At 56.1% G+C, this 19,084-nt stretch carries 17 protein-coding genes; 9 read left to right on the top strand and 8 right to left on the bottom strand.

Annotated elements, in window-relative coordinates; translation table 11 throughout:
* Positions 1 to 38 precede the first annotated feature (38 nt).
* Both IQ22_RS08350 and bfr read left to right on the top strand, forming a co-directional pair.
* Positions 39 to 932 (top strand): PA4780 family RIO1-like protein kinase, encoded by an 894-nt coding sequence (locus IQ22_RS08350; RefSeq protein ID WP_145140708.1) that lies wholly within the window; start codon positions 39 to 41, stop codon positions 930 to 932.
* Between the two features lie 43 nt (positions 933 to 975).
* Positions 976 to 1,467, top strand: a complete 492-nt coding sequence (bfr, locus tag IQ22_RS08345) for a bacterioferritin (RefSeq protein ID WP_145140707.1) — start codon at positions 976 to 978, stop codon at positions 1,465 to 1,467.
* Positions 1,468 to 1,517: 50 nt separating this feature from the next.
* On the opposite strand, the gene IQ22_RS08340 is transcribed toward bfr, so the two are convergent.
* Positions 1,518 to 1,757: a hypothetical protein gene (locus IQ22_RS08340; protein ID WP_145140706.1), complete on the bottom strand. Its 240-nt coding sequence runs from the start codon at positions 1,755 to 1,757 to the stop codon at positions 1,518 to 1,520.
* A gap of 257 nt (positions 1,758 to 2,014) precedes the next feature.
* On the opposite strand from IQ22_RS08340, the gene IQ22_RS08335 reads away from it, so the two are divergent.
* From IQ22_RS08335 to IQ22_RS08315, 5 genes are all read left to right on the top strand, one after another.
* Complete coding sequence (locus IQ22_RS08335) at positions 2,015 to 2,779, top strand: substrate-binding periplasmic protein (RefSeq protein ID WP_342212451.1); 765 nt, start codon at positions 2,015 to 2,017, stop codon at positions 2,777 to 2,779.
* Entirely contained in the window at positions 2,767 to 4,680 is a 1,914-nt protein-coding gene (locus tag IQ22_RS08330) for a GGDEF domain-containing protein (RefSeq protein ID WP_145140705.1), read from the top strand. The genes IQ22_RS08335 and IQ22_RS08330 overlap by 13 nt, the downstream gene beginning before the upstream one ends.
* Complete coding sequence (locus IQ22_RS08325; RefSeq protein ID WP_145140704.1) at positions 4,677 to 5,402, top strand: substrate-binding periplasmic protein; 726 nt, start codon at positions 4,677 to 4,679, stop codon at positions 5,400 to 5,402. The genes IQ22_RS08330 and IQ22_RS08325 overlap by 4 nt, the downstream gene beginning before the upstream one ends.
* A gap of 225 nt (positions 5,403 to 5,627) precedes the next feature.
* A complete protein-coding gene (locus IQ22_RS08320) occupies positions 5,628 to 6,257 on the top strand; it encodes a phosphatase PAP2 family protein (protein WP_145140703.1) in 630 nt (209 codons plus the stop codon).
* 150 nt (positions 6,258 to 6,407) lie between these two features.
* Positions 6,408 to 7,271: an isocitrate lyase/PEP mutase family protein gene (locus IQ22_RS08315; RefSeq protein WP_145140702.1), complete on the top strand. Its 864-nt coding sequence runs from the start codon at positions 6,408 to 6,410 to the stop codon at positions 7,269 to 7,271.
* 64 nt (positions 7,272 to 7,335) lie between these two features.
* On the opposite strand, the gene cyoB is transcribed toward IQ22_RS08315, so the two are convergent.
* The 4 genes from cyoB to IQ22_RS08295 all read right to left on the bottom strand — a co-directional run bounded on the left by cyoB (position 7,336) and on the right by IQ22_RS08295 (position 12,859).
* Positions 7,336 to 9,357, bottom strand: a complete 2,022-nt coding sequence (gene cyoB, locus IQ22_RS08310) for a cytochrome o ubiquinol oxidase subunit I (RefSeq protein ID WP_145140701.1) — start codon at positions 9,355 to 9,357, stop codon at positions 7,336 to 7,338.
* 108 nt (positions 9,358 to 9,465) lie between these two features.
* Positions 9,466 to 9,876: a Cu(I)-responsive transcriptional regulator gene (gene cueR, locus IQ22_RS08305; protein WP_145140700.1), complete on the bottom strand. Its 411-nt coding sequence runs from the start codon at positions 9,874 to 9,876 to the stop codon at positions 9,466 to 9,468.
* Positions 9,873 to 12,257, bottom strand: a complete 2,385-nt coding sequence (locus tag IQ22_RS08300) for a heavy metal translocating P-type ATPase (RefSeq protein ID WP_145140699.1) — start codon at positions 12,255 to 12,257, stop codon at positions 9,873 to 9,875. Before IQ22_RS08300 ends, cueR begins: the two co-directional genes overlap by 4 nt.
* A gap of 68 nt (positions 12,258 to 12,325) precedes the next feature.
* Positions 12,326 to 12,859, bottom strand: coding sequence for a cytochrome b (locus tag IQ22_RS08295; protein WP_145140698.1), 534 nt, complete (start codon positions 12,857 to 12,859; stop codon positions 12,326 to 12,328).
* Between the two features lie 152 nt (positions 12,860 to 13,011).
* Here IQ22_RS08295 and IQ22_RS08290 point away from each other — a divergent pair, with 152 nt between their 5' ends.
* Positions 13,012 to 13,209, top strand: a complete 198-nt coding sequence (locus tag IQ22_RS08290; protein ID WP_145140697.1) for a heavy-metal-associated domain-containing protein — start codon at positions 13,012 to 13,014, stop codon at positions 13,207 to 13,209.
* Here IQ22_RS08290 and IQ22_RS08285 read toward each other — a convergent pair.
* Positions 13,188 to 13,820 carry a TetR family transcriptional regulator gene (locus tag IQ22_RS08285; RefSeq protein ID WP_145140696.1) on the bottom strand — a complete coding sequence of 211 codons (633 nt, stop codon included), beginning with the start codon at positions 13,818 to 13,820 and terminating at the stop codon, positions 13,188 to 13,190. The genes IQ22_RS08290 and IQ22_RS08285 overlap by 22 nt on opposite strands.
* Before the next feature lie 122 nt (positions 13,821 to 13,942).
* Here IQ22_RS08285 and IQ22_RS08280 point away from each other — a divergent pair, with 122 nt between their 5' ends.
* Positions 13,943 to 15,130 (top strand): multidrug effflux MFS transporter, encoded by a 1,188-nt coding sequence (locus IQ22_RS08280; RefSeq protein WP_145140695.1) that lies wholly within the window; start codon positions 13,943 to 13,945, stop codon positions 15,128 to 15,130.
* A 10-nt stretch (positions 15,131 to 15,140) separates the two neighbouring features.
* Here the strand turns inward: IQ22_RS08280 and IQ22_RS23330 are convergent, their stop codons facing one another.
* Positions 15,141 to 15,314 (bottom strand): hypothetical protein, encoded by a 174-nt coding sequence (locus IQ22_RS23330; RefSeq protein WP_167654163.1) that lies wholly within the window; start codon positions 15,312 to 15,314, stop codon positions 15,141 to 15,143.
* A 130-nt stretch (positions 15,315 to 15,444) separates the two neighbouring features.
* A complete protein-coding gene (locus IQ22_RS08275) occupies positions 15,445 to 19,002 on the bottom strand; it encodes an EAL domain-containing protein (RefSeq protein ID WP_145140694.1) in 3,558 nt (1,185 codons plus the stop codon).
* Positions 19,003 to 19,084 lie beyond the last annotated feature (82 nt).

Below are 19,084 nucleotides of genomic sequence, written 5' to 3'. Positions count from 1 at the left end.
TAAGCATGTATGGCCAAGGCAAATTGACGTAAACGCTAATGAAAACACCCAAGCGCATGGAATCTCTGGTCGAGGACGGCCTGATCGACGAGGTGCTGCGCCCGCTGATGAGCGGCAAGGAAGCGTCCGTATATGTAGTCCGGTGCGGTGACGAAATTCGTTGCGCTAAGGTTTACAAGGAGGCTAACAAGCGCAGCTTCCGTCAGGCGTCCGAGTACCAGGAGGGTCGTAAGGTGCGTAACAGCCGTCAGGCGCGCGCCATGGCCAAAAGCACCAAATACGGCAAGAAGGAACGGGAGGAGGCCTGGCAGAATGCCGAAGTCGCCGCCTTGTACCGGCTGGCAAGTGCCGGAGTTCGGGTGCCCAAGCCGCATGATTTCCTGGATGGCGTTCTGCTGATGGATCTTGTGACGGACGACCGGGGGGATGCCGCTCCGCGGCTGAACGACGTTGAACTAACACCTGAAGAGGCTCGGGAGTACCATGAGCTGATGATCCGGCAGGTTGTACGCATGCTGTGTGCCGGCCTGGTGCACGGTGACCTGTCCGAGTTCAACGTACTGCTGGCAACCGATGGTCCAATGATTATCGACCTGCCGCAGGCGATCGACGCGGCAGGTAACAACCATGCCTTCCGCATGCTGGCACGGGATGTGGAAAACATGGCCCAGTACTTTGGACGCTTTGCTCCTGAGCTGAAAAAGACCCGGTATGCACCTGAGATGTGGGCACTCTATCAAAAGGGTGAGTTGTATCCCGATACGCCGCTTACAGGCGTCTATGCTGAACCGGAAGGAGAGACTGATATCTCGTCCGTCATGCATGAGATCGAAGATGCCCGGCGCGAAGAGGCGCGTCGCCAGGCGGCTCGTAAAGAGGCCGAGTCACCTTCGTCTAACGATGAGCCTCCGCCACCGCCATGGCTAAGCTGACCCCGCGCTTGGCCCGGTGTGATCATCTTATTAGGTAGTAACTATGAAAGGTCATACGCAAGTCATCGATTATCTAAAAGATCTGCTGCGCGGTGAGTTGGCCGCGCGCGATCAGTATTTCATTCACTCTCGCATGTATGCTGACTGGGGCTACTGGCGCCTCTACGAACGCATCAATCATGAAATGGAGGAGGAGACTCAGCACGCTGACGCGCTTTTGCGGCGTATCCTCTTTCTCGAAGGCCAACCGGACATGCGACCCAAGGACATTGACATCGGCCATACCGTACCGGACATGCTGCGCAGCGACCTGGCGCTCGAATATGAGGTTCGCGAAGCCCTGGCCAAAGGCGTGGCCTTATGTAACCAATTGGAGGACTTCGTCAGCCGTGAGATTCTGGTTGCCCAGCTGGAGGACACCGAAGAAGACCACGCCTACTGGTTGGAACAGCAGCTCGGCCTGATTGACAAGATGGGCTTGGAAAACTACCTGCAATCGCAGATGAAGGCTGGGCCTGCGATCGAACAGGCCTGAGGCGAACCGCCGCCAGGCGGCATCGCTCCTATATTGTCCCGGTCAGTTGCTCACGTGGCCGGGTTGACGCACACATCGCTCAAGCCCACCTCCACGGCACGCCGCTCGATACTGGGCTGCACATGCAGCTCCCACGGGGTATCGGAAACGCCGCGCGGTTCGGGCACATGCTTGATCAAAAGCTGCATGATTGCTTGCTCCTGTGTAACCGGCTCGAAGCTTTCCATCGTTTCCTCAAGCGGCTCGCCATTGAAGCGGTAAGTAATCGTGTAGCGGTGCAGGGTATGCATGGTGCCGTCTCCCTCGAATCCTATAAGCCGTAGCGTATGGACCGCCGCAGACGCCCGGACGTTTCACGTTCAATGCTCCAAGCGCATGGAAGGGGTCGATGTGACACGCCTCCAACAGAAGCTTGCCGCCTGCATGTCTCGCATCCATGGCGTCCAGGCGACGCGCTCTATCGGATGGACATCAAGATTTAGTTGGGTTGAACGATACGCTGGGTAGAGAGGGCGCTACGAGTAGCCTGAGCTCGTGAGGACCGGTGGTGAGCACAATAAAACGTCTGAAAATTCTTCTAGGTGCCTTGATACTGAGCGCCGGGCCATCGCTTATGGCGGATGAGGGGCCCCTTCGTATCGTCACTGAAGAGCTGCCACCTTACAACATGACCCGGCAAGGCCAGATCACTGGCTTTAGTACCGAAGTGATCCAGGCCGTCCTCTCGCGTATCGGCATGCAAGGACATTTTCAATCGATGCCGTGGGCGCGTGCCTATGACATCGCCTTGAGCAATGAAAATGTCCTGATTTACTCCATTGCACGCATTCCTGAGCGTGAACAGCGTTTTAAATGGGTAGGGGTTATTGCACCGTCCAGATGGGGGCTGTTCAGCCTTAAGAGCCGAAACCTTTCTTTTACCCAACTCAACGATGCTCAGCGCTACCAAATAGCCACTGTTAATGGCGATGTAGGCCAACAGTATTTGCAGTCCAAGGGTTTCGAAATGGGGAGGAATCTCCAGTCGAGCAATACTCATGAGCAGAACTACCTCAAGCTCAGAAGCGGACGGGTCGATCTATGGATCGCCAACGAAGTTATGGCGCGCTATCTGGTGCGGCAGGGCGGTGAAGACCCCGCGAAGGTCATCGAGTCGGTCTATCCCGTGAAAGAGCTTGATCTGGGAGAAGGGCTATACATGGCCTTTGGTGTTAAGACGGCGGATGTTCTGGTCAAGCGCTTCCAGGATGGTCTGGCCGCGATTCATGCGGACGGCACCTATGCGGCACTGGTAAAAAAATGGCTCCAGTGAACGACAAGTCTGCCCGGCCTGATGCTTCGCGAGGTCATTTTCAGCGGTCGTTGGGGCTGCGTCTGGTCTTTGCAACGCTCGGGTTCTGCGCATTTTTTACGCTGATTACTGTGTCGGTCCGTTCCTGGGTGGAGTGGGGTGACCATGTAAAGCTGATGAACCAGGACTTGGCTCTGATCGAGCAGGTTTATCAGCGAACCTTGAGCAAAGCGATTTGGGAAATGGACCAGGAATCGCTTGAGGCGCATCTGGAGAGCGCCATTCAGGTTGAGTCAGTTGGTCGGGTCGTGTTGAAGCAGATTGCGGCACAGGGGGACCCGATTGTCATGACACGCATACGAACAGGATGGAAGCCGTCGCGGTTCGCACCAACACGTCAGCTGACATTGACGTATGAGCCATTTGTCGGTGCTCGCGAAGATATAGGAGAACTGATCCTCTACGGTGATGAGAACATTTTGTTCACTGAAATGAAGAAAGAAATCTTCAATATCAGCGTGCTTCAGGTAATCCAGTGCCTATTGATCGCTAGTTTGATTCTGCTCTTGTTCAATCGCTCGGTTACCGTACACGTTAGTCGAATCGCCCGACACTTGGCTCGGTTAACGCCGGAGAACCTACGGGAGCCGCTGCAACTGGATCGGCCGGCACAACGTGATGATGAGCTGAGTGCTCTGGAACAGGGTATTAATCAGCTTCAGGACAATCTCTCCGGTTACCTGGATCGTCAGTACAGTTACGAACAAGAGCTGGCTGCGCACCGGGACCGCCTGGCCGAACGTGTACGCGAGCGCACCGCCGAGCTGGAAAGCTTGAGCGTGGCCCAGCAGGTTGTTTTGAGCCTCTCGCATCGTCTGATCCATGCACCTTATGAAAAGCTCGATGCTTTTCAACAATCATGTCTGGCCGAAGTGGCTCAGCGGTTGGGTGCACGACATGCCCTGTGGTATCAGCGCACTTCGAACAACCTCTGTTTCGAGCTATTTATGCAGTGGCGGTGCGCTGAGGTCAATGCGCCTCCCCGGCAGCTTGAAGGCGTACGGCTAGTGCACTTGGATGTCGCCTTGGATGCGGGCGCACCGGTCATTGCCAATTCCTGGAAGGCGCTGACGGAGCTGCTAACGCCTTATGGCGCTAAGCCTTTTCTTATTTTGCAGGCAGAGGCAATCGCCTTTGTTCCTGTAGGTCGCGGAGAGGAAGACCTGGGATTCCTGGTATTTACCAAAGCCTCAGCCGTTGAGGCTTGGCGAGCAGATGAGTGCGCCTTGATGGCCATGACTGCTCAGATGCTCTTACACAGTGCACGGCACAAGGCCCAATTGAATGACATCCTGCAAAGTCAGCAGGCTTTGCGGCTGGCCAATGCGCAACTTGAGGAACTGTCGCGCAGTGATTCGCTGACGGGATTGCCGAACCGCCGGCATTTCGATGAGGTGAAAGAGATTGAGCTGCGTCGTGCACAACGCTCCGGGCAGCCGCTGTCCGTGCTGCTGTGCGATGTCGATTTCTTCAAGCGTTACAACGATACCTATGGACATGCCGTAGGAGATCAATGCTTGCGCCAGGTGGCGCAGACCATGCGGGCCAGCATTGCGCGCGCCGGTGATGTGGTAGCCCGGATCGGTGGGGAGGAATTTGCCGTCATTCTGCCGGCAACGGATGCGGCAGCGGCCTTGTCGCTGGCCGAGCGCCTGCGCCTGGCGGTGATCGACCAAGCCATTCCCCATACGGCTTCAAGCGTTGCTGAGCACATTACGCTCAGCATCGGGCAGGCCACGCTTGAGCCGGGCGAGACCGCTACCTTCGAAGCCCTGTTGGAGCTGGCCGACCGTGCCTTGTACCAGGCCAAAGCCGCAGGCCGTAATCAGATCGTGAGTTATACGCTCAAGGAGTTCTCATGAGGCTGTATATAACTGCTGCAGCTTTCTTGTTTCTGGTCACGCCCTGGCTTCAGGCCGAAACCATTCACGTTGTCACTGAACAAACCCCCTATACAGGCGTGCGTGATGGCAAGGTAGTGGGTGCAGCCACTAAGGTTGTGGAGCTGACCTTGAATCGTGCAGAGTTGAAGGATTACCGGATCAATTTGTATCCATGGGCCCGGGCCTATGACATGGCGATGCATCAGCCCAATGTACTGATTTTTCTGATCGCTCGTACGCCAGAACGTGAAGCACTTTTCAAGTGGACTGGTGAGGTAACAAACGTCCAGTACCACCTGTACAAGCTCAAATCCCGTACCGATATCCAGCCTAAGGATGTGCAGGATGCCCGGCGATACAACATCGGGGTATTGCGTAATGACGTCCGTCATCAGTACCTGACCAGTCAGGGCTTCACCCGGCTAGTCGTCTCCGCAACCTCTCGCGACAACTTTCATAAGCTGCTCAACAACCAGATTCAGCTCGTACCTATGACTGATGGCGATGCGGCAGCGGAGTGTGAACAGAGCCGGTTCGACTGTTCGCAACTGGAAAAGCTGTTAACACTGGATCGTATGAATGCACCGCTTTACATAGCCTATAGCCTGCAAACGCCGGATGAGACAGTCGAGCGTACTCGCAAGGCCTTCTTGCAGCTCAAGGCAGAGGGAGTGGTTGATAAAATTCTTGGGACACATTGATTCAGACGTAGCGTTGATCACCTTGGATGCGCGTAATTGCTTGAGATAGCTCTCATCACATGGCCAACCTGAGTTTGATTTTTTGCATGATTCCTCAGCTTGAAGACGCTGTTTAATAGCAAGCTGAGCAAACAGCGGTCCAGGCGGTCTGAGCGTCCGCTCTGAGCGTATAAGGCCTTTGGTCACCCAGAGCATTCGACGTATTTATGCTCAAGGACAGCAATCATGCAGGGTATGGTATTCATTACGAACTTCGGCGACTCCTCGGTCATGTTGCCGTGCGCCCTTATTATTGCGCTGTGGCTGTGGATTGGCGCCTCTCGCCGTGCCGCGCTGTTGTGGCTCGTTTTATTCGGCACGGCCTGTCTGAGCGTTGCCGTGTCCAAGATGGCCTTCTTCGGCTGGGGCGTCGGCATCCGTGCCTACGACTTTACCGGCTTTAGTGGTCATTCCATGCTGGCCTGCAGTGTTATTCCTGTTTTGTTCTGGCTACTGGCCTCCCGCACACGCGCCGCAGTACGTGGAGGCGCTGCGCTGGCAGGCGCGCTATTTGCTCTCGTTATCAGCGCGACCCGTATCAAGCTGGGTTTCCATTCCATTTCTGAGGTCGTGACCGGTGCGCCAATCGGCTTGGTGACCAGTGGAAGCTTTCTCTGGCTGATGCGGGCCCAGTCTGTCCAGCTACGTTCCAGTCTTGCCGTCATGGCAAGCCTAGTAGCACCGCTGCTGGTACTGCATGGGCTGAACGCGCCTACCCAGCATCTGATGGAGGATCTTGCTACCAAGCTTTCCAGCGGCGCGAGCCCTTATACCCGTGCCCATCAGCGGGCCGGTGTTAAACCGTTAAGCGATTAGACTTTAGTAGAGTGTATGATGGCGTCCAGGTGGCAGCTGTCACGGAGCAACCATGGCCGTACAGGCTGTCATAGAAGAGTCTGCAGGTGGTTTATCCAATCATTTTTGCATGTCTTCGCATACCTGCCTGGCTTGTTTACTGGAGGTCTCATGGCTACACCTTCGCAGCATGAGTTGCGAAAGCAGTTTCGTGCATTATTAGAATCTGACCGTTGCTATGATGTCGGCTCGGTGTTCGATCCGATGTCGGCCCGTATTGCTGCGGATCTGGGGTTCGAAATGGGTATTCTGGGCGGCTCTGTCGCCTCGTTGCAGGTTCTGGCGGCGCCTGACTTTGCCTTGATTACGCTGAGCGAGTTCGTTGAACAGGCTACGCGCATTGGGCGAGTCGCTACGCTGCCGATCATTGCTGACGCTGATCATGGCTACGGCAATGCCTTGAATGTGATGCGTACGATTACCGAGTTGGAGCGTGCTGGCGTCGCTGCGCTCACGATTGAGGATACCTTGCTGCCAGCCCAATATGGCCGCAAGTCGACCGATCTGATCCCGCTGGATGAAGCAGTGGGCAAGATCCAGGCCGCCTTGGCAGCTCGTATCGACCCGGCCTTGAGCATCTTCGCACGAACCAATGCCGGCGTTCTGAGTACGGAAAAGACTATCGAGCGCGCCTTGGCCTACCAGGAAGCGGGAGCTGATGGTATCTGTATGGTGGGTATCAAGGATTTCACTCACCTGGAGCTTATTGCCGCCAAGCTCAGCGTGCCGCTGATGCTGATTACCTACGGTAATCCGGAGCTGCGAGATTTTGAGCGGTTGGCTAGCTTGGGCGTACGCGTCGTGGTGAATGGCCATGCGGCCTATTTTGCTGCGATCAAAGCCACTTATGACTGTTTACGCGAGCAGCGGCAGATTCACGCATCCGACCTAAGCGCCTCGGAGCTGTCGACCAAATATTCCACGCTTGAAGAGTACCGCCTCTGGGCGCGTGACTATATGAACGTCAAGGAATAGTGACGTGCCTTTCCATTGCATAGGCCAGGTCTGCTGATTGGCAAACCTGGCCTATGCCTCTTTTTTACGTCACGCTGTAATCAACTGTTCCAGAATGCCGTTCGCCGTCTGTGCGGGCCTGCTGGCGTTGAGCGATATGCGCCTCTTCGATGCGTGCTACCTCTTCAGCCGGAACGTAGTAGCCGGGATCATCGAAGGCACTGTGGATGATGAAGGTTACGATCATCCCAAGAAAGCTGGCGATGGCCAGCCACCATATATGCCAGATCATGGCGAAACCAAACGCCAGGCTAAAACCGGCAATGATCAGGCCGGCGCCCGTATTACTAGGCATGTGGATCTTTTTGTAGTCCTGTTGCTGCTTGTTGTACATGCCGCTTTCTTTCATGTTCAGGTAGGCATCAATCCCTTGTACCTCGGGTAATTCAGCAAAGTTGTAATGCGCTGGTGGCGATGAAAGGGACCATTCCAGAGTCCGGCCGCCCCAGGGATCTCCTGTGAGATCCTTATGTGCTTCACGCTGCCAGATACTGACCACAAACATAAGTATTTGGCAGGCGATACCGCACAAGATGACTGCGGCGCCAATGGCTGCGATCACAAGCCAGAAATGCCAGTCCGGGTTGTCGTAATGGTTCAACCGTCGTGTCATGCCCATGAAGCCCAGGACATATAACGGCATGAAGGCCAAGTAGAAGCCGACTGTCCAGAGCACGACCGCCAGTTTCCCCAGCCGCTCGTTTAGCGTGAAGCCGAACATCTTTGGAAACCAGAAGGTCACGCCAGCGAAATAACCAAACAGCGCTCCGCCGATAATGACGTTATGGAAGTGCGCAACCAGGAACAGGCTGTTGTGCAGGACGAAGTCTGCTGCCGGTACGGCCAGTAGAACCCCGGTCATGCCTCCGATGGTAAAGGTGACGATAAAGCTGACCGTCCAGAGCATGGGAGATGTGAATTCGATCCGCCCTTTATATAAAGTGAACAACCACGTGAAGATTTTTACTCCCGTGGGGATCGCAATGACACTCGTCGCGATACCGAAGAACGCGTTTACGTTGGCACCTGACCCCATGGTGAAAAAGTGGTGCAGCCACACCACAAAAGACAGCACCGTAATGGCCACGGTTGCCCAGATCATCATGTTGTAGCTGAACAGACGCTTGCGGGCGAACGTGGCGGTTACTTCGGAGAACACACCAAAGGCCGGCAGGATAAGGATATATACCTCGGGATGGCCCCAACTCCAGAATAGGTTCACGTACATCATGGGGTTGCCCCCTAGCTCGTTCGTGAAGAAATGCATCCCGAGGTAGCGATCCAGGGTGAGCAGGCCCAGGGTGGCGGTCAGGATCGGAAAGGCAGCCAGAATCAGTACACTGGTACACAACGCCGTCCAGGTAAAGATCGGCATGCGCATCAGAGTCATGCCGGTCGTTCGCATTTTCAGAATGGTAGTAAAGAAGTTCACCCCCGTAAGCAAGGTGCCCAGACCGGAGATTTGCAGACTCCAGATGTAATAGTCCATGCCTACGCCCGGACTGTATTGAATGCCGGAGAGCGGCGGATAAGCGACCCAGCCGGTTCTGGCGAACTCGCCCACGCCCAGAGACAGGTTCACCAGAAGCGCGCCCACCACGAAGAACCAGAAGCTCAGTGAGTTCAAGAACGGAAAGGCAACATCCCGGGCGCCGATCTGTAACGGCACCACAACATTCATCAGGCCGACCACTAGTGGCATAGCCACGAAAAAGATCATGATCACGCCATGTGCGCTAAAAATCTGGTCGTAATGATGGGGTGGCAAATACCCGGCGCTCCCGTCACCTGCGATCGCCTGCTGCGCGCGCATCATGACCGCATCGGAAAAGCCACGCAGCAGCATGACGAGTGCGACCATGATGTACATGACGCCAATCTTCTTGTGATCGACTGACGTAAGCCATTCCGTCCAGATCCAGCGCCAGCGATGGAAATAGGTCAGCAGGCCTACGGTGGCCAGAGCGGCCAGAATGATAAGGCCCACAGCACCCATGACGATGGGCTCGTGGTAGGGAACATCCGACAGGTGGAGTTTTCCGAACATGGGGAGCTGTAATCCTTTGTAACAGGTCGTTATGACCTGAACGCACCTGTGCTCGTAAGTTCCATGTGTGCTACTTATCAGCCAACCGCTCTAAAATCGGGCGAGCGGTCATGAGCTATGTGAGAAGCCCTCCGGATGGGCCAGGGAGTCGAGAATGGCGCAAGCGGAATGCTCGTTGCCCTGACATTCGTCCACCAGGGTTTGCAGCGTATCGCGCAGGCTCATCAACTGCTCGATCCGGCTATTGAGCGCGGCGACATGCGCACTGGCCAAGGCCTTTACGTCGGCACTGGCGCGTTGGCGGTCGCGTTGCAACTCGAGTAGCGTGCCGACTTCATCCAGCGAGAACCCCAGATCACGGGCGCGCTTGATGAATGCCAGGGTTTCCAGGTCACTGGCTCGGTACTGCCGATAGCCGCTGGCGGTGCGAATAGCAGGCTCCAACAGACCAATACTCTCGTAATAGCGCAGCATCTTTGGGGTTAGCCCGCTGGCGCGGGCGGCTTGGCTGATGTTCACGGACTGTTCTCCAGGGCAGGCTGCCATCGCTTGAGCAATAACGCATTACTGACCACGCTTACGCTGGAAAACGCCATGGCGGCTCCCGCCAGTACCGGATCCAGCAGGCCGAAAGCTGCCAGCGGTAGGCCGATTACGTTATAAATGAACGCCCAGAATAGGTTCTGGCGGATCTTGCGATACGTTCGCCGGGCAATGTCCAGTGCTGCGGGAACCAGCCGCGGATCGCCGCGCAGGAGCGTGATCCCGGCGGCATGCATAGCCACATCGGTACCGCTGCCCATGGCGATGCCTACATCGGCGGCGGCCAGCGCAGGGGCATCATTGATGCCATCGCCGACCATGGCGACGCGTGTGCCGTTTGCTTTCAGTTGAGCGATGATAGCGGCCTTGTCCGCCGGCAGAACCTGGGCATGAACGCTATCGATGCCAGTCTGCCGGGCCACATGCTGAGCGCTGCCCGCCGTATCGCCCGTAATCAGGTGGCTGTGAATGCGCTGTGTCGTCAAGGCTGCCACAGCCTGCGCAGCACCCGGCTTGAGTTCATCGCCAAAGGCGAGCAAGGCCAGCACACCGGGGGAGGGTGACTGCTCGATCAGCCAGGACAGAGTTCGGCCTTCGTTTTCCCAGGCAGTGGCCTGTTCGGCCAAGGTGCCGATGTTCAGGCCCGTATCCTGTACCAACCGAAGATTACCCAAGGCCAACTGACGTTCCTCTATACGGCCTTGGACACCCCGACCCGGCAAGGCGCGCACGTCATCTGCAACCGGGATATTGAGACCGCGCTCATGGCAGACCGTCAAGACGGCTCCGGCCAAGGGATGTTCACTACCGCGCTGCAGGCGGCCGGCCAGTGTCAGGGCTTCTTCGTCCGTTATTGAGTGCGTAGCCAAATGCACCAGCTGAGGCTGGCCAGAGGTCAGCGTACCGGTTTTGTCGAAGGCCACCGCCTGTACGGCATGTGCAATTTCCAGTGTTTGCGCATCCTTGATCAAGATGCCATGACGGGCCGCAACGCCTGTTCCCGCCATGATAGCGGTGGGCGTAGCCAAGCCCAGGGCGCAAGGGCAGGCGATGACCAATACCGCTACGGCATTGATAAGTGCAGTTTCCACCCCAGCGCCAACCAGCAGCCAGCCGGCCAACGTCACCAGCGCAATTCCCAGTACGATGGGCACAAAGACCTCGCTGACTTTGTCCACCAGGCGCTGAATGGGAGCCTTGGCCGCCTGAGCTTCTTCGACCAGACGGATGATCCGGGCCAGAACGCTTTCGCCGCCAACTGCCGTCACCTGCACAATCAGCATACCCTCACCGTTGATGGCACCTCCCGTAACCTTGTCACCAGGGCGTTTGGCTACGGGGCGGCTTTCGCCGCTGATCAACGCCTCGTCGGCATGACTATCGCCCGTTTCAATAACACCATCCGTAGGGATGCGCTCGCCAGGGCGAACGCGAATCCGGTCACCAACGTGTATTTCAGCCAGTGCTACGCTCTGCTCCTGATCATTCGGGCCGATACGCACAGCACGTTCAGGGCGGAGGGCCTGCAAAGCACGGATAGCGGCGCCGGTCTGCCGTTTGGCGCGACTTTCCAGGTATTTGCCCAGGCGGACCAACGCAATTACGACAGCGGCCGCTTCCAGATAAAGATGAGGCATATGACCCGGCGAGGCGATCCAGGCCTGATACAGACTCAGCCCGTACGCGGCGCTGGTACCGAGAGCCACCAGCAGGTCCATGTTGCCGGATCGTGCTCGTACCGCTTTCCAGGCTGCGCTATAAAAGCGTGCACCCAGGATGAACTGCACAGGCGTGGCGAGGGCAAATTGCAGCCATATCGGCAGCATGATGTCCAGGCCAAACGGTTGCAGTAACATGGGCAAGACGAGCGGAAACGCAAGCAGCAAGGCAGCGATCAGCGCCCAGCGCTCGCGAGAGAGACGGGTATCAGGGGGGGCAGGCGCATCGCCCCCCAGCGAACGGGCGGTATAACCTGCCTTAGCCACAGCAGCCAAAAGCGTTTGTATATCCGTACCTGCTACAGCCGTAATGCGCGCCTGCTCGCTGGCTAGATTGACGTTGACCGCCGTCACGCCAGGCACTTTGTGCAGGACCCGTTCAACGCGGTTGACGCAGCTGGCGCACGTCATTCCTTGAATAGCAAGCTCCAACGTCTCGTCTGGCACGCTATAGCCTGCACGCACGACCGCTTCGCGCAGGACGGGCAGCGCCTCGGCGGGCGCCTCGATACGCGCTTTCTCATTAGCAAAGTTGACTCGGACATCCTGTACGCCGGGTACTTTCTTTAGGGCACGTTCTACCCGGCCGGCGCAGGCTGCGCAGGTCATCCCTTGAATGGGAACATTGAATTCTGTCATGGCGGCTTCCTCCTGATCTCTAGAGGATCAACCTTAACCTCATGTCAAGGTCAAGACATGGATCGCTTTCAATCCTTGATCAAGGGCAGCATGCCCGGGAGTACCCGGTCTCGGCGGGCCAGGTAGTGCCATAGCGCCATGCTGATATGGCCAACGATGAGGACAATAAAGGCATATTGCACCGTGACATGAACCTGCTCGGCTGCCTCGTGTACGGCCTCGGACAGGGGAAGCGGCTGAAGGGTAAACAGCCAAAAAACATTGATCGGCCGGGTGTTGAGCAGAAGGCCGGTAATAGGCATCAAAAGCAACATTGTATACAGCAGATAATGCCCCAGCTTTGCCAGGCGCTGCTGCATGATCGCGTCAGGTGGAAGCAAGGCCGGTGCTCCGTATTTGATCCGTATCAGTATACGAATGAGCGTTAGCGCCAGCACCGTAATGCCTAAAGACTTATGCAGGGTGAACACTCCGCCTCGTCCTCCCAGAAAGCTGGCGAAGAAGTCGTCGAAATACGGTAAAGCGATAATCAGGATGACTAGCGGCGCGGTGAGCCAATGAAGCAGGATCTGAGTGTTCGAATAGCGCGGTAATGTTGCCATAAGGTCCCCCGGTCCATGAGTTTTATGAGTGTAGACCTCATCGTGTCTCAGGAGGAACGTAACCAAGCCATATCCAATAGCAGACTTGACCTTAACCTTATGGCAAGGTTGAGAATAAGTTTTCCTAACTCAACGGTTTGAGGAAAACATCAATGTACATATTTACAGTACAAGGCATGAGCTGCGGTCATTGTGTCAAGGCGGTAACCGGAGCAATCAAGGGACTCGACAGTGCCGCTAAGGTCGATATCGACTTAACGAGCGGCCAGGTTCGGGTCGATAGCGACCAAGCGCCCGAGCCGCTACTCGAAGCGATTCGTGAGGAAGGTTATTCTGCTGAGATGAGCTGATCCCAATCTCTGATCAAGCCCCGGAAGATGCTATCGACCAACACTTGAGCCTCGCTATGAGGGTCGAACAGAGTCGGGTTGCGTAACCAATCGTTAATTAGCCCGACTATTGTGGCATGGATAGAGCGGGCGGCCAGGCGCGGCGTTATTGCTGAATGCAGACGTGCGGACTGGGCTTCAAAGAGTTTTTCGCATAGCGAAATAAATTCGTTGATAAAGGCTTTGTGCCGCTCCTCGGCCTCCCGCAGCTCATCGGTAAACTCGCAGCGGTGCAACAAGATCGTCATGATCCGGCGGTTACGCTCGTCTTGTGTCAGGTCGATAATCGCATGAATCGATAGGTCCCGAAGGGAGATCAACGGATCGCGTCCCTGACAACCGCAAAGTCGAGCGTTGAGCTCTTCCATAGGCATGCGTACTTCGTTAAGCATTTCGTGAAACAAGTGCGCCTTGTTCTGAAAATGCCAATATACGGCGCCTCGTGTCACGCCACATTCGCGGGCGATCATTTCAAGACTGGTATGCGCAACCCCGTTGGCTAGAAATAACACTTCGGCGGCATGAATGATATCGCGGCGCGTCTGCTCCGCCTCTTCCTTAGTTCTGCGCATGGCAATCCAATACGGCTGGCATTTATACAGCACAGTTTAACGACTGATGCTATATTTACAAACATTCATGTATGTAACAGCGTAACTGTTCATCGCTTTTGTGCCCGCCTTAGGCCTATTCCATGACATTTCGTATCCTTTTCCTCTTGGGCGCGCTTTCCGCGTTCGCTCCTTTTGCCATCGATATGTATCTGCCAGCCTTCTCGTCCCTGGCACGTTCGTTCGATACGGACGTAGAGCACGTGCAGCTCAGCCTGTCTGCCTATTTTATCGGCTTGGCAATCGGGCAGTTGTTTTATGGGCCTGTGGCCGACCGTTTCGGCCGTCGAATACCTCTGTTGGTGGGTATTACGCTGTTCAGTCTGGCGTCGCTGGGATGCGCCTTGGCGCCTACGCTGGAGTGGCTGATCGTGGCGCGTTTTGTCCAAGCCCTAGGCGGTTGCGCCGGTATGGTCATTTCACGAGCAGTGGTCCGCGACCTGTGTGATCCGATTCAGGCAGCCAAGGCCTTCTCACAAATCATGCTAGTCACTGGGGTAGCGCCGATTCTGGCCCCGATCGGTGGTGGCTGGCTGCTCAATGCATTCGGCTGGCAGGCCATTTTTGTGAGCCTGGCCCTCTTTGCAATCGCTTGCGGATTCGCTGTATTCCGCTGGTTGCCCGAGAGTCTGCCGGTGGAGGCTCCACGCTCACCGTTGAGCGGCGCCTTACGTCAATATGGCCGCATTTCCGCTGATCGCTCGTTTATGCTCTATGCGCTAATCGGCGGGGTAGCGATGGCAGGAATGTTTGCCTATATCGCCGGGTCGCCGTTCGTGTTTATTGAGCTCTACGGCGTGCCGGCCGAACATTTCGGTTGGGTATTTGGAAGCAATGCGGCAGGCTTTATCTTGTTCAGCCAGATCAACGCACGTCTGCTCGGCCAGCACGGTCCGGCTTACTGGGTACCGCGAGCAACGGTGCTGTATGGCTCGGCCACTGTGTTACTACTGATTGTGGCCGCGTTTCAGCCCGCTACGCTTGGCTGGCTGCTGGTGCCATTGTTTTTCAGTATCGCCTCGCTAGGATGCCTTATTCCAAACTCATCAGCTTGCGCCATGACCGGGCAAGGGCGAGCGGCTGGCAGTGCCTCGGCTTTGTTAGGCTCTATTCAGTTCAGTATTGCAGCCCTGTCCTCAGCGGCGGTCGGCATACTGCATGATGGAACAGCCCGGCCCATGGCCGGAATCATGGCCTGCTGCGGAATAGGGGCGATGATTCTGGCATGGGTAGGCATGCGCGGCCGTACGGCCGCGTCTGATCAGGCATAAGCCTCTGGCGCTAGGTGATCGGCAGGCTTTCCGGGAGTTCGTGAGGTGCCTTCAGGCGGCTATTAAGTTGCTCGACATAGGCGCGCGCTTCGCTTTCGCTATGAAACGTGATCGCCTGTTCATCCAGGCGAACCTGCCAGTCGCTCTGAGGTGAAGCGGTTAATGGGCGGACTTCAATCTTCATGGCTGACTCCCCCTGCTATCGTAGATGGATGGTATGAATGGCTTATAACCTTGCATGCTGGGTATAGCCGATCGCTAAACTGTTTCCAGTGTAGGGGCCGTAAGCATTGCAAAAATATGACAGAGGTCAACTAAAGTGACCGATGGCGCTCACGGTACCAGCTCTCCAGCGCGTCGGGAGGCAAAGGGCGACTGAACAGATAACCCTGGCATTGCTGGCAGCCCAGGCGACGCATGACATCAAGTTGCTCCTGTGTTTCGACCCCTTCTGCCAGCACCTCCAGTTGTAACCCATGTCCCAGCGCAATGATCGCGGCAGCAATGGCCTGATTACCATGCTCGCCATTGTCGTTACGGATATCACGCATAAAGCTCTGGTCGATTTTGAGTTTGTCCAGCGGAAAGCGGCGTAAATAAGCCAAGGATGAGTAACCAGTGCCAAAATCGTCTACTGCGATCCTTACACCCAGTGCTTTAAGCATGGCAAGGCTCGATAAAGTGGCTTCGACATTTTCCATGAGAGTACCTTCGGTAATCTCCAGCTCCAACATGTGTGCCGGCAGTTGATAGTGCTCAAGTGCCTGGGCGATACGCTGGGGTAGATCGGCCTGAGCAAACTGGCGAGGCGACAGGTTGACGGCAATGGTATTCAACGCCAGTCCATTATCCAGCCATTGACGCATTTGCCGACACGCCTGCTCCAGAACCCAAAGGCCCAAGGGAATGATCAAGCCGGTTTCTTCAGCCAGTGGAATAAAGTCTGCCGGCGAGATCATTCCATGCTCGGGGTCCTGCCAGCGTACTAGCGCTTCCACACCAAAGGGTTGACCGCTTGCTACCTCCAGGAGTGGCTGGTAATGCAGAACAAAATCGTCGCGTTGTAAGGCCATGCGCAGACGGGACTCCAGGCTCAAGCGTCGGCGGGCCCGCTCTGTGAGCGCCTGGGTATAAAAGCGATAAGTGTCCCGGCCCTGGCTTTTGGCCAGGTGCATGGCTGTGTCAGCGTTACGAATGAGTTCGTCGGCCGTCGTACCGTCATTGGGGTAGAGGCTGATGCCAAGGCTGACATTGAGAAATATCTCATCACTTTCCGCCAGGTTCAGCGGAGTCTCGAAGCGTTGCCGGATTAACTGAACCAGCGAAGCGATTTCCTCTGGGCGGTCGAGCGATTCAATAATGATCAGGAACTCATCGCCTCCGATCCGGGCGAGGGTATCCTCGTTGCGCAGGCTTGCCTTGAGGATTCGCGCCACGACCCGGAGGACTTCATCACCAAGTGGATGACCATAGCTCTCGTTGATGGTACGAAAATGATCAAGGTCGAGCAGGATGACGGCAATCTGATCGTCGGCTTGCATGCGTTTGACAGCATGCTCCAGACGGGTGCGTGCGAGTAGCCGGTTCGGTAGATTAGTCAGCGGATCGAAATGGGCCAGGTGAGCCAGACGGGCCTCGCTTTCCTTGAGTGCGCTGGTATCACGCAAGACCATGACATATTGGCGCTGTTTCTGCGTCTTGATCCGAGTGATAACCAGCCAGCAGGGAAAACTCATGCCGTTAGGCCGCCGCCAAAGCATTTCGCCTTCCCAGATGCCGTGGCGTTGGACCGTGCGCCATAGCGTGCGATAGAACTCCGCGTCCTGGCGGCCACCGAGCGGTATGTCCATCCGTGCGCCGCGCAGCGTTTTGACGGGCTGGCCGCATAACGTCTGAAAGGTAGGGTTGGCCGTCAAGACGCAGCGCTGCTGATCGAGTATGACAATGCCGTCAAGGCTGTTTTCGAACAAGGCCGCTGCCTGGCGCAACGACTGCTCCTGCTGTTTGCGCAGGGTAATGTCTTCGATGACGGCAATGTAGTACTGCGGTTGGCCGCGGGTATTACGGATAAGTGTGACATCCAGGTCAACCCAAATAGTTTGGCCGTTTTTGCAAATATAGCGGTTTTGCAATTCGTAGCTGTCCACCGTGCCGTTGAGTAACGCCTCGGCCTTGTCATGGCCTAACGCAAGGTCGGCTGGATGGGTCAAATCGAGTACGGTACGGGTCTGCAGCTCATCGAGGGTATAGCCCACCATGGTGCAGAAGTATTGGTTACAGCGCATCCAATAGAGATCAAGATTGATCAGCGTGATGCCAATGGCAGCATGCTCGAACGTTGCGCGAAAACGTTGTTCGATTTCATGCCGTTCAGCGTCCTGGCGTTGTTGTCGGATCGCTAAAGCCGCCAGACGAGCAAATTCGGTCACCAGTGAAATGGTTTCCCGCTCGGGTCGCATGGGGGTGCGGTAGTAAACACCAAACGCGCCTACGGCTTCTTCGTTCTCGTCGCGGATGGGTAATGACCAGCCCGAGCGGATGCCAGCTTCCTGTGCCGCCTCACGCAAATCCTGCCAGCGGGAATCCTGTTCGATGTTTTCGCTGATAACTAGCCCGTTCCGGTGCACCGCGGCGCCGCATGTACCGGATTCGGCAGTAATCGGTGTGTTTTCCAGGGCAGACAGGTAATGATCCGGCAAGCTGGGGGCTGCGCTGACCCGTAGAAACTGTCGGCTCGCATCGGCTAGCTGGATAATGACACGCATCTCCGGGTACAGGTTTTCCAGCCGTTGAGCGATGCCAGTCAGAATGCTGCGCTTGGATTGCCTGCCCAATAATTCATCCAGGACTGCATTACGCGCCCGTTGCAGCTCGTCAGCCTGGAACTCATGGTGAATATCGTTGAGGATACCCTGTAAACGGTCGCCTACCCGATGGATATCAACAGCGACCCACCGGTGATCACCACCTTTCAGGCAAAGCCGAAGAATGCCTGACCAGGTTTGGCGGGCTCTGTCACGGAATTCATTCAACACTTGCCGTAGTTGTTGCACTTCCTGGCTATGGAAATGTTCAGGCATGGTCTCGCCCAGGCTGTTAGCCGTAGCCTTGCCGGTTAGCCGCTCCCAGGCAGGGCTCAGGAATTGCCAGCGGCCAGCCAGATCGCTTTCAAAAACCACGACGGGAGCATATTCCACCAGATCACGGTAACGACGCTGGCTTTCCAGTAGGGCTTCTTCCGCCCGCTTGTGATCGGTAATGTCCTGTACCGTACCGAAAACCCGGCCATCCTGGCGATGTTTGCCCTCGATGACCAGCCAGCGCAGGGCTTCTGACGAGTTGCCAAGACGGGCAGTAACACTTACCTGGCCTGGCTGACGATTCAGCGTATCGAACGTTTTGGCGACAAAGGCGCGGTCGTCTGGGTGCAGACAATCAAGGAAGCTGGTAAGAGAGGTCGGCTGGGGGCTCTGATCAGACAGATCATCACTAGGTAAGCCCTCGCTGGGCAATGCTTTGTCGAGCAACGGTCTGCCGAGCAGCGTAATAGCCTGTGACGACCAGAGCATGCGTCCTTGTTGATCGGTCTGCCAGTCTCCCAACTTTGCCAGCGCCTGGGCTTGGTACAGTTGATCTGTGCGTTGCTGCAAGTCTGCAATTAGACGAGCCTGGGCTAATTCACCGCGACGGGCATATAAGTACAACAGTACTGTAATGCAGAGAACAAAGCCTATTCCCTTGAAAGTCTGCAACTCGCTCACGATAACGTGGTTGAGATTCAGGTGTTCTAGCAGATAATCACTGGTCGTTACCCAGACAATACTGATCAGGGCATACAGGACAGCCAAACGTAATGGATGAGAGTTGAGCATCCGTCTCCTCACATGCCATGGACAGAGGCAAGATGAAGTGTGGACCTGAAGGGTAGGAGGTGGTTCAGCTGTATGGGGAATT

It is taken from the genome of Pseudomonas duriflava (genome assembly GCF_007830155.1).
In the GTDB taxonomy this organism is placed as follows: domain Bacteria; phylum Pseudomonadota; class Gammaproteobacteria; order Pseudomonadales; family Pseudomonadaceae; genus Chryseomonas; species Chryseomonas duriflava.
This window is presented reverse-complemented; position numbering and strand designations above follow the sequence as displayed.

Coding starts and splice junctions, on each gene's coding strand:
- IQ22_RS08275 (WP_145140694.1), bottom strand. CDS start 19,002: ATGCTCAACTCTCATCCATTACGTTTGGCTGTCCTGTATGCCCTGATC.
- IQ22_RS08295 (WP_145140698.1), bottom strand. CDS start 12,859: ATGGCAACATTACCGCGCTATTCGAACACTCAGATCCTGCTTCATTGG.
- IQ22_RS08340 (WP_145140706.1), bottom strand. CDS start 1,757: ATGCATACCCTGCACCGCTACACGATTACTTACCGCTTCAATGGCGAG.
- IQ22_RS08320 (WP_145140703.1), top strand. CDS start 5,628: ATGCAGGGTATGGTATTCATTACGAACTTCGGCGACTCCTCGGTCATG.
- IQ22_RS23330 (WP_167654163.1), bottom strand. CDS start 15,314: ATGAAGATTGAAGTCCGCCCATTAACCGCTTCACCTCAGAGCGACTGG.
- IQ22_RS08285 (WP_145140696.1), bottom strand. CDS start 13,820: ATGCGCAGAACTAAGGAAGAGGCGGAGCAGACGCGCCGCGATATCATT.
- IQ22_RS08315 (WP_145140702.1), top strand. CDS start 6,408: ATGGCTACACCTTCGCAGCATGAGTTGCGAAAGCAGTTTCGTGCATTA.
- cyoB (WP_145140701.1), bottom strand. CDS start 9,357: ATGTTCGGAAAACTCCACCTGTCGGATGTTCCCTACCACGAGCCCATC.
- IQ22_RS08300 (WP_145140699.1), bottom strand. CDS start 12,257: ATGACAGAATTCAATGTTCCCATTCAAGGGATGACCTGCGCAGCCTGC.
- IQ22_RS08280 (WP_145140695.1), top strand. CDS start 13,943: ATGACATTTCGTATCCTTTTCCTCTTGGGCGCGCTTTCCGCGTTCGCT.
- IQ22_RS08350 (WP_145140708.1), top strand. CDS start 39: ATGAAAACACCCAAGCGCATGGAATCTCTGGTCGAGGACGGCCTGATC.
- IQ22_RS08290 (WP_145140697.1), top strand. CDS start 13,012: ATGTACATATTTACAGTACAAGGCATGAGCTGCGGTCATTGTGTCAAG.
- IQ22_RS08325 (WP_145140704.1), top strand. CDS start 4,677: ATGAGGCTGTATATAACTGCTGCAGCTTTCTTGTTTCTGGTCACGCCC.
- IQ22_RS08330 (WP_145140705.1), top strand. CDS start 2,767: ATGGCTCCAGTGAACGACAAGTCTGCCCGGCCTGATGCTTCGCGAGGT.
- bfr (WP_145140707.1), top strand. CDS start 976: ATGAAAGGTCATACGCAAGTCATCGATTATCTAAAAGATCTGCTGCGC.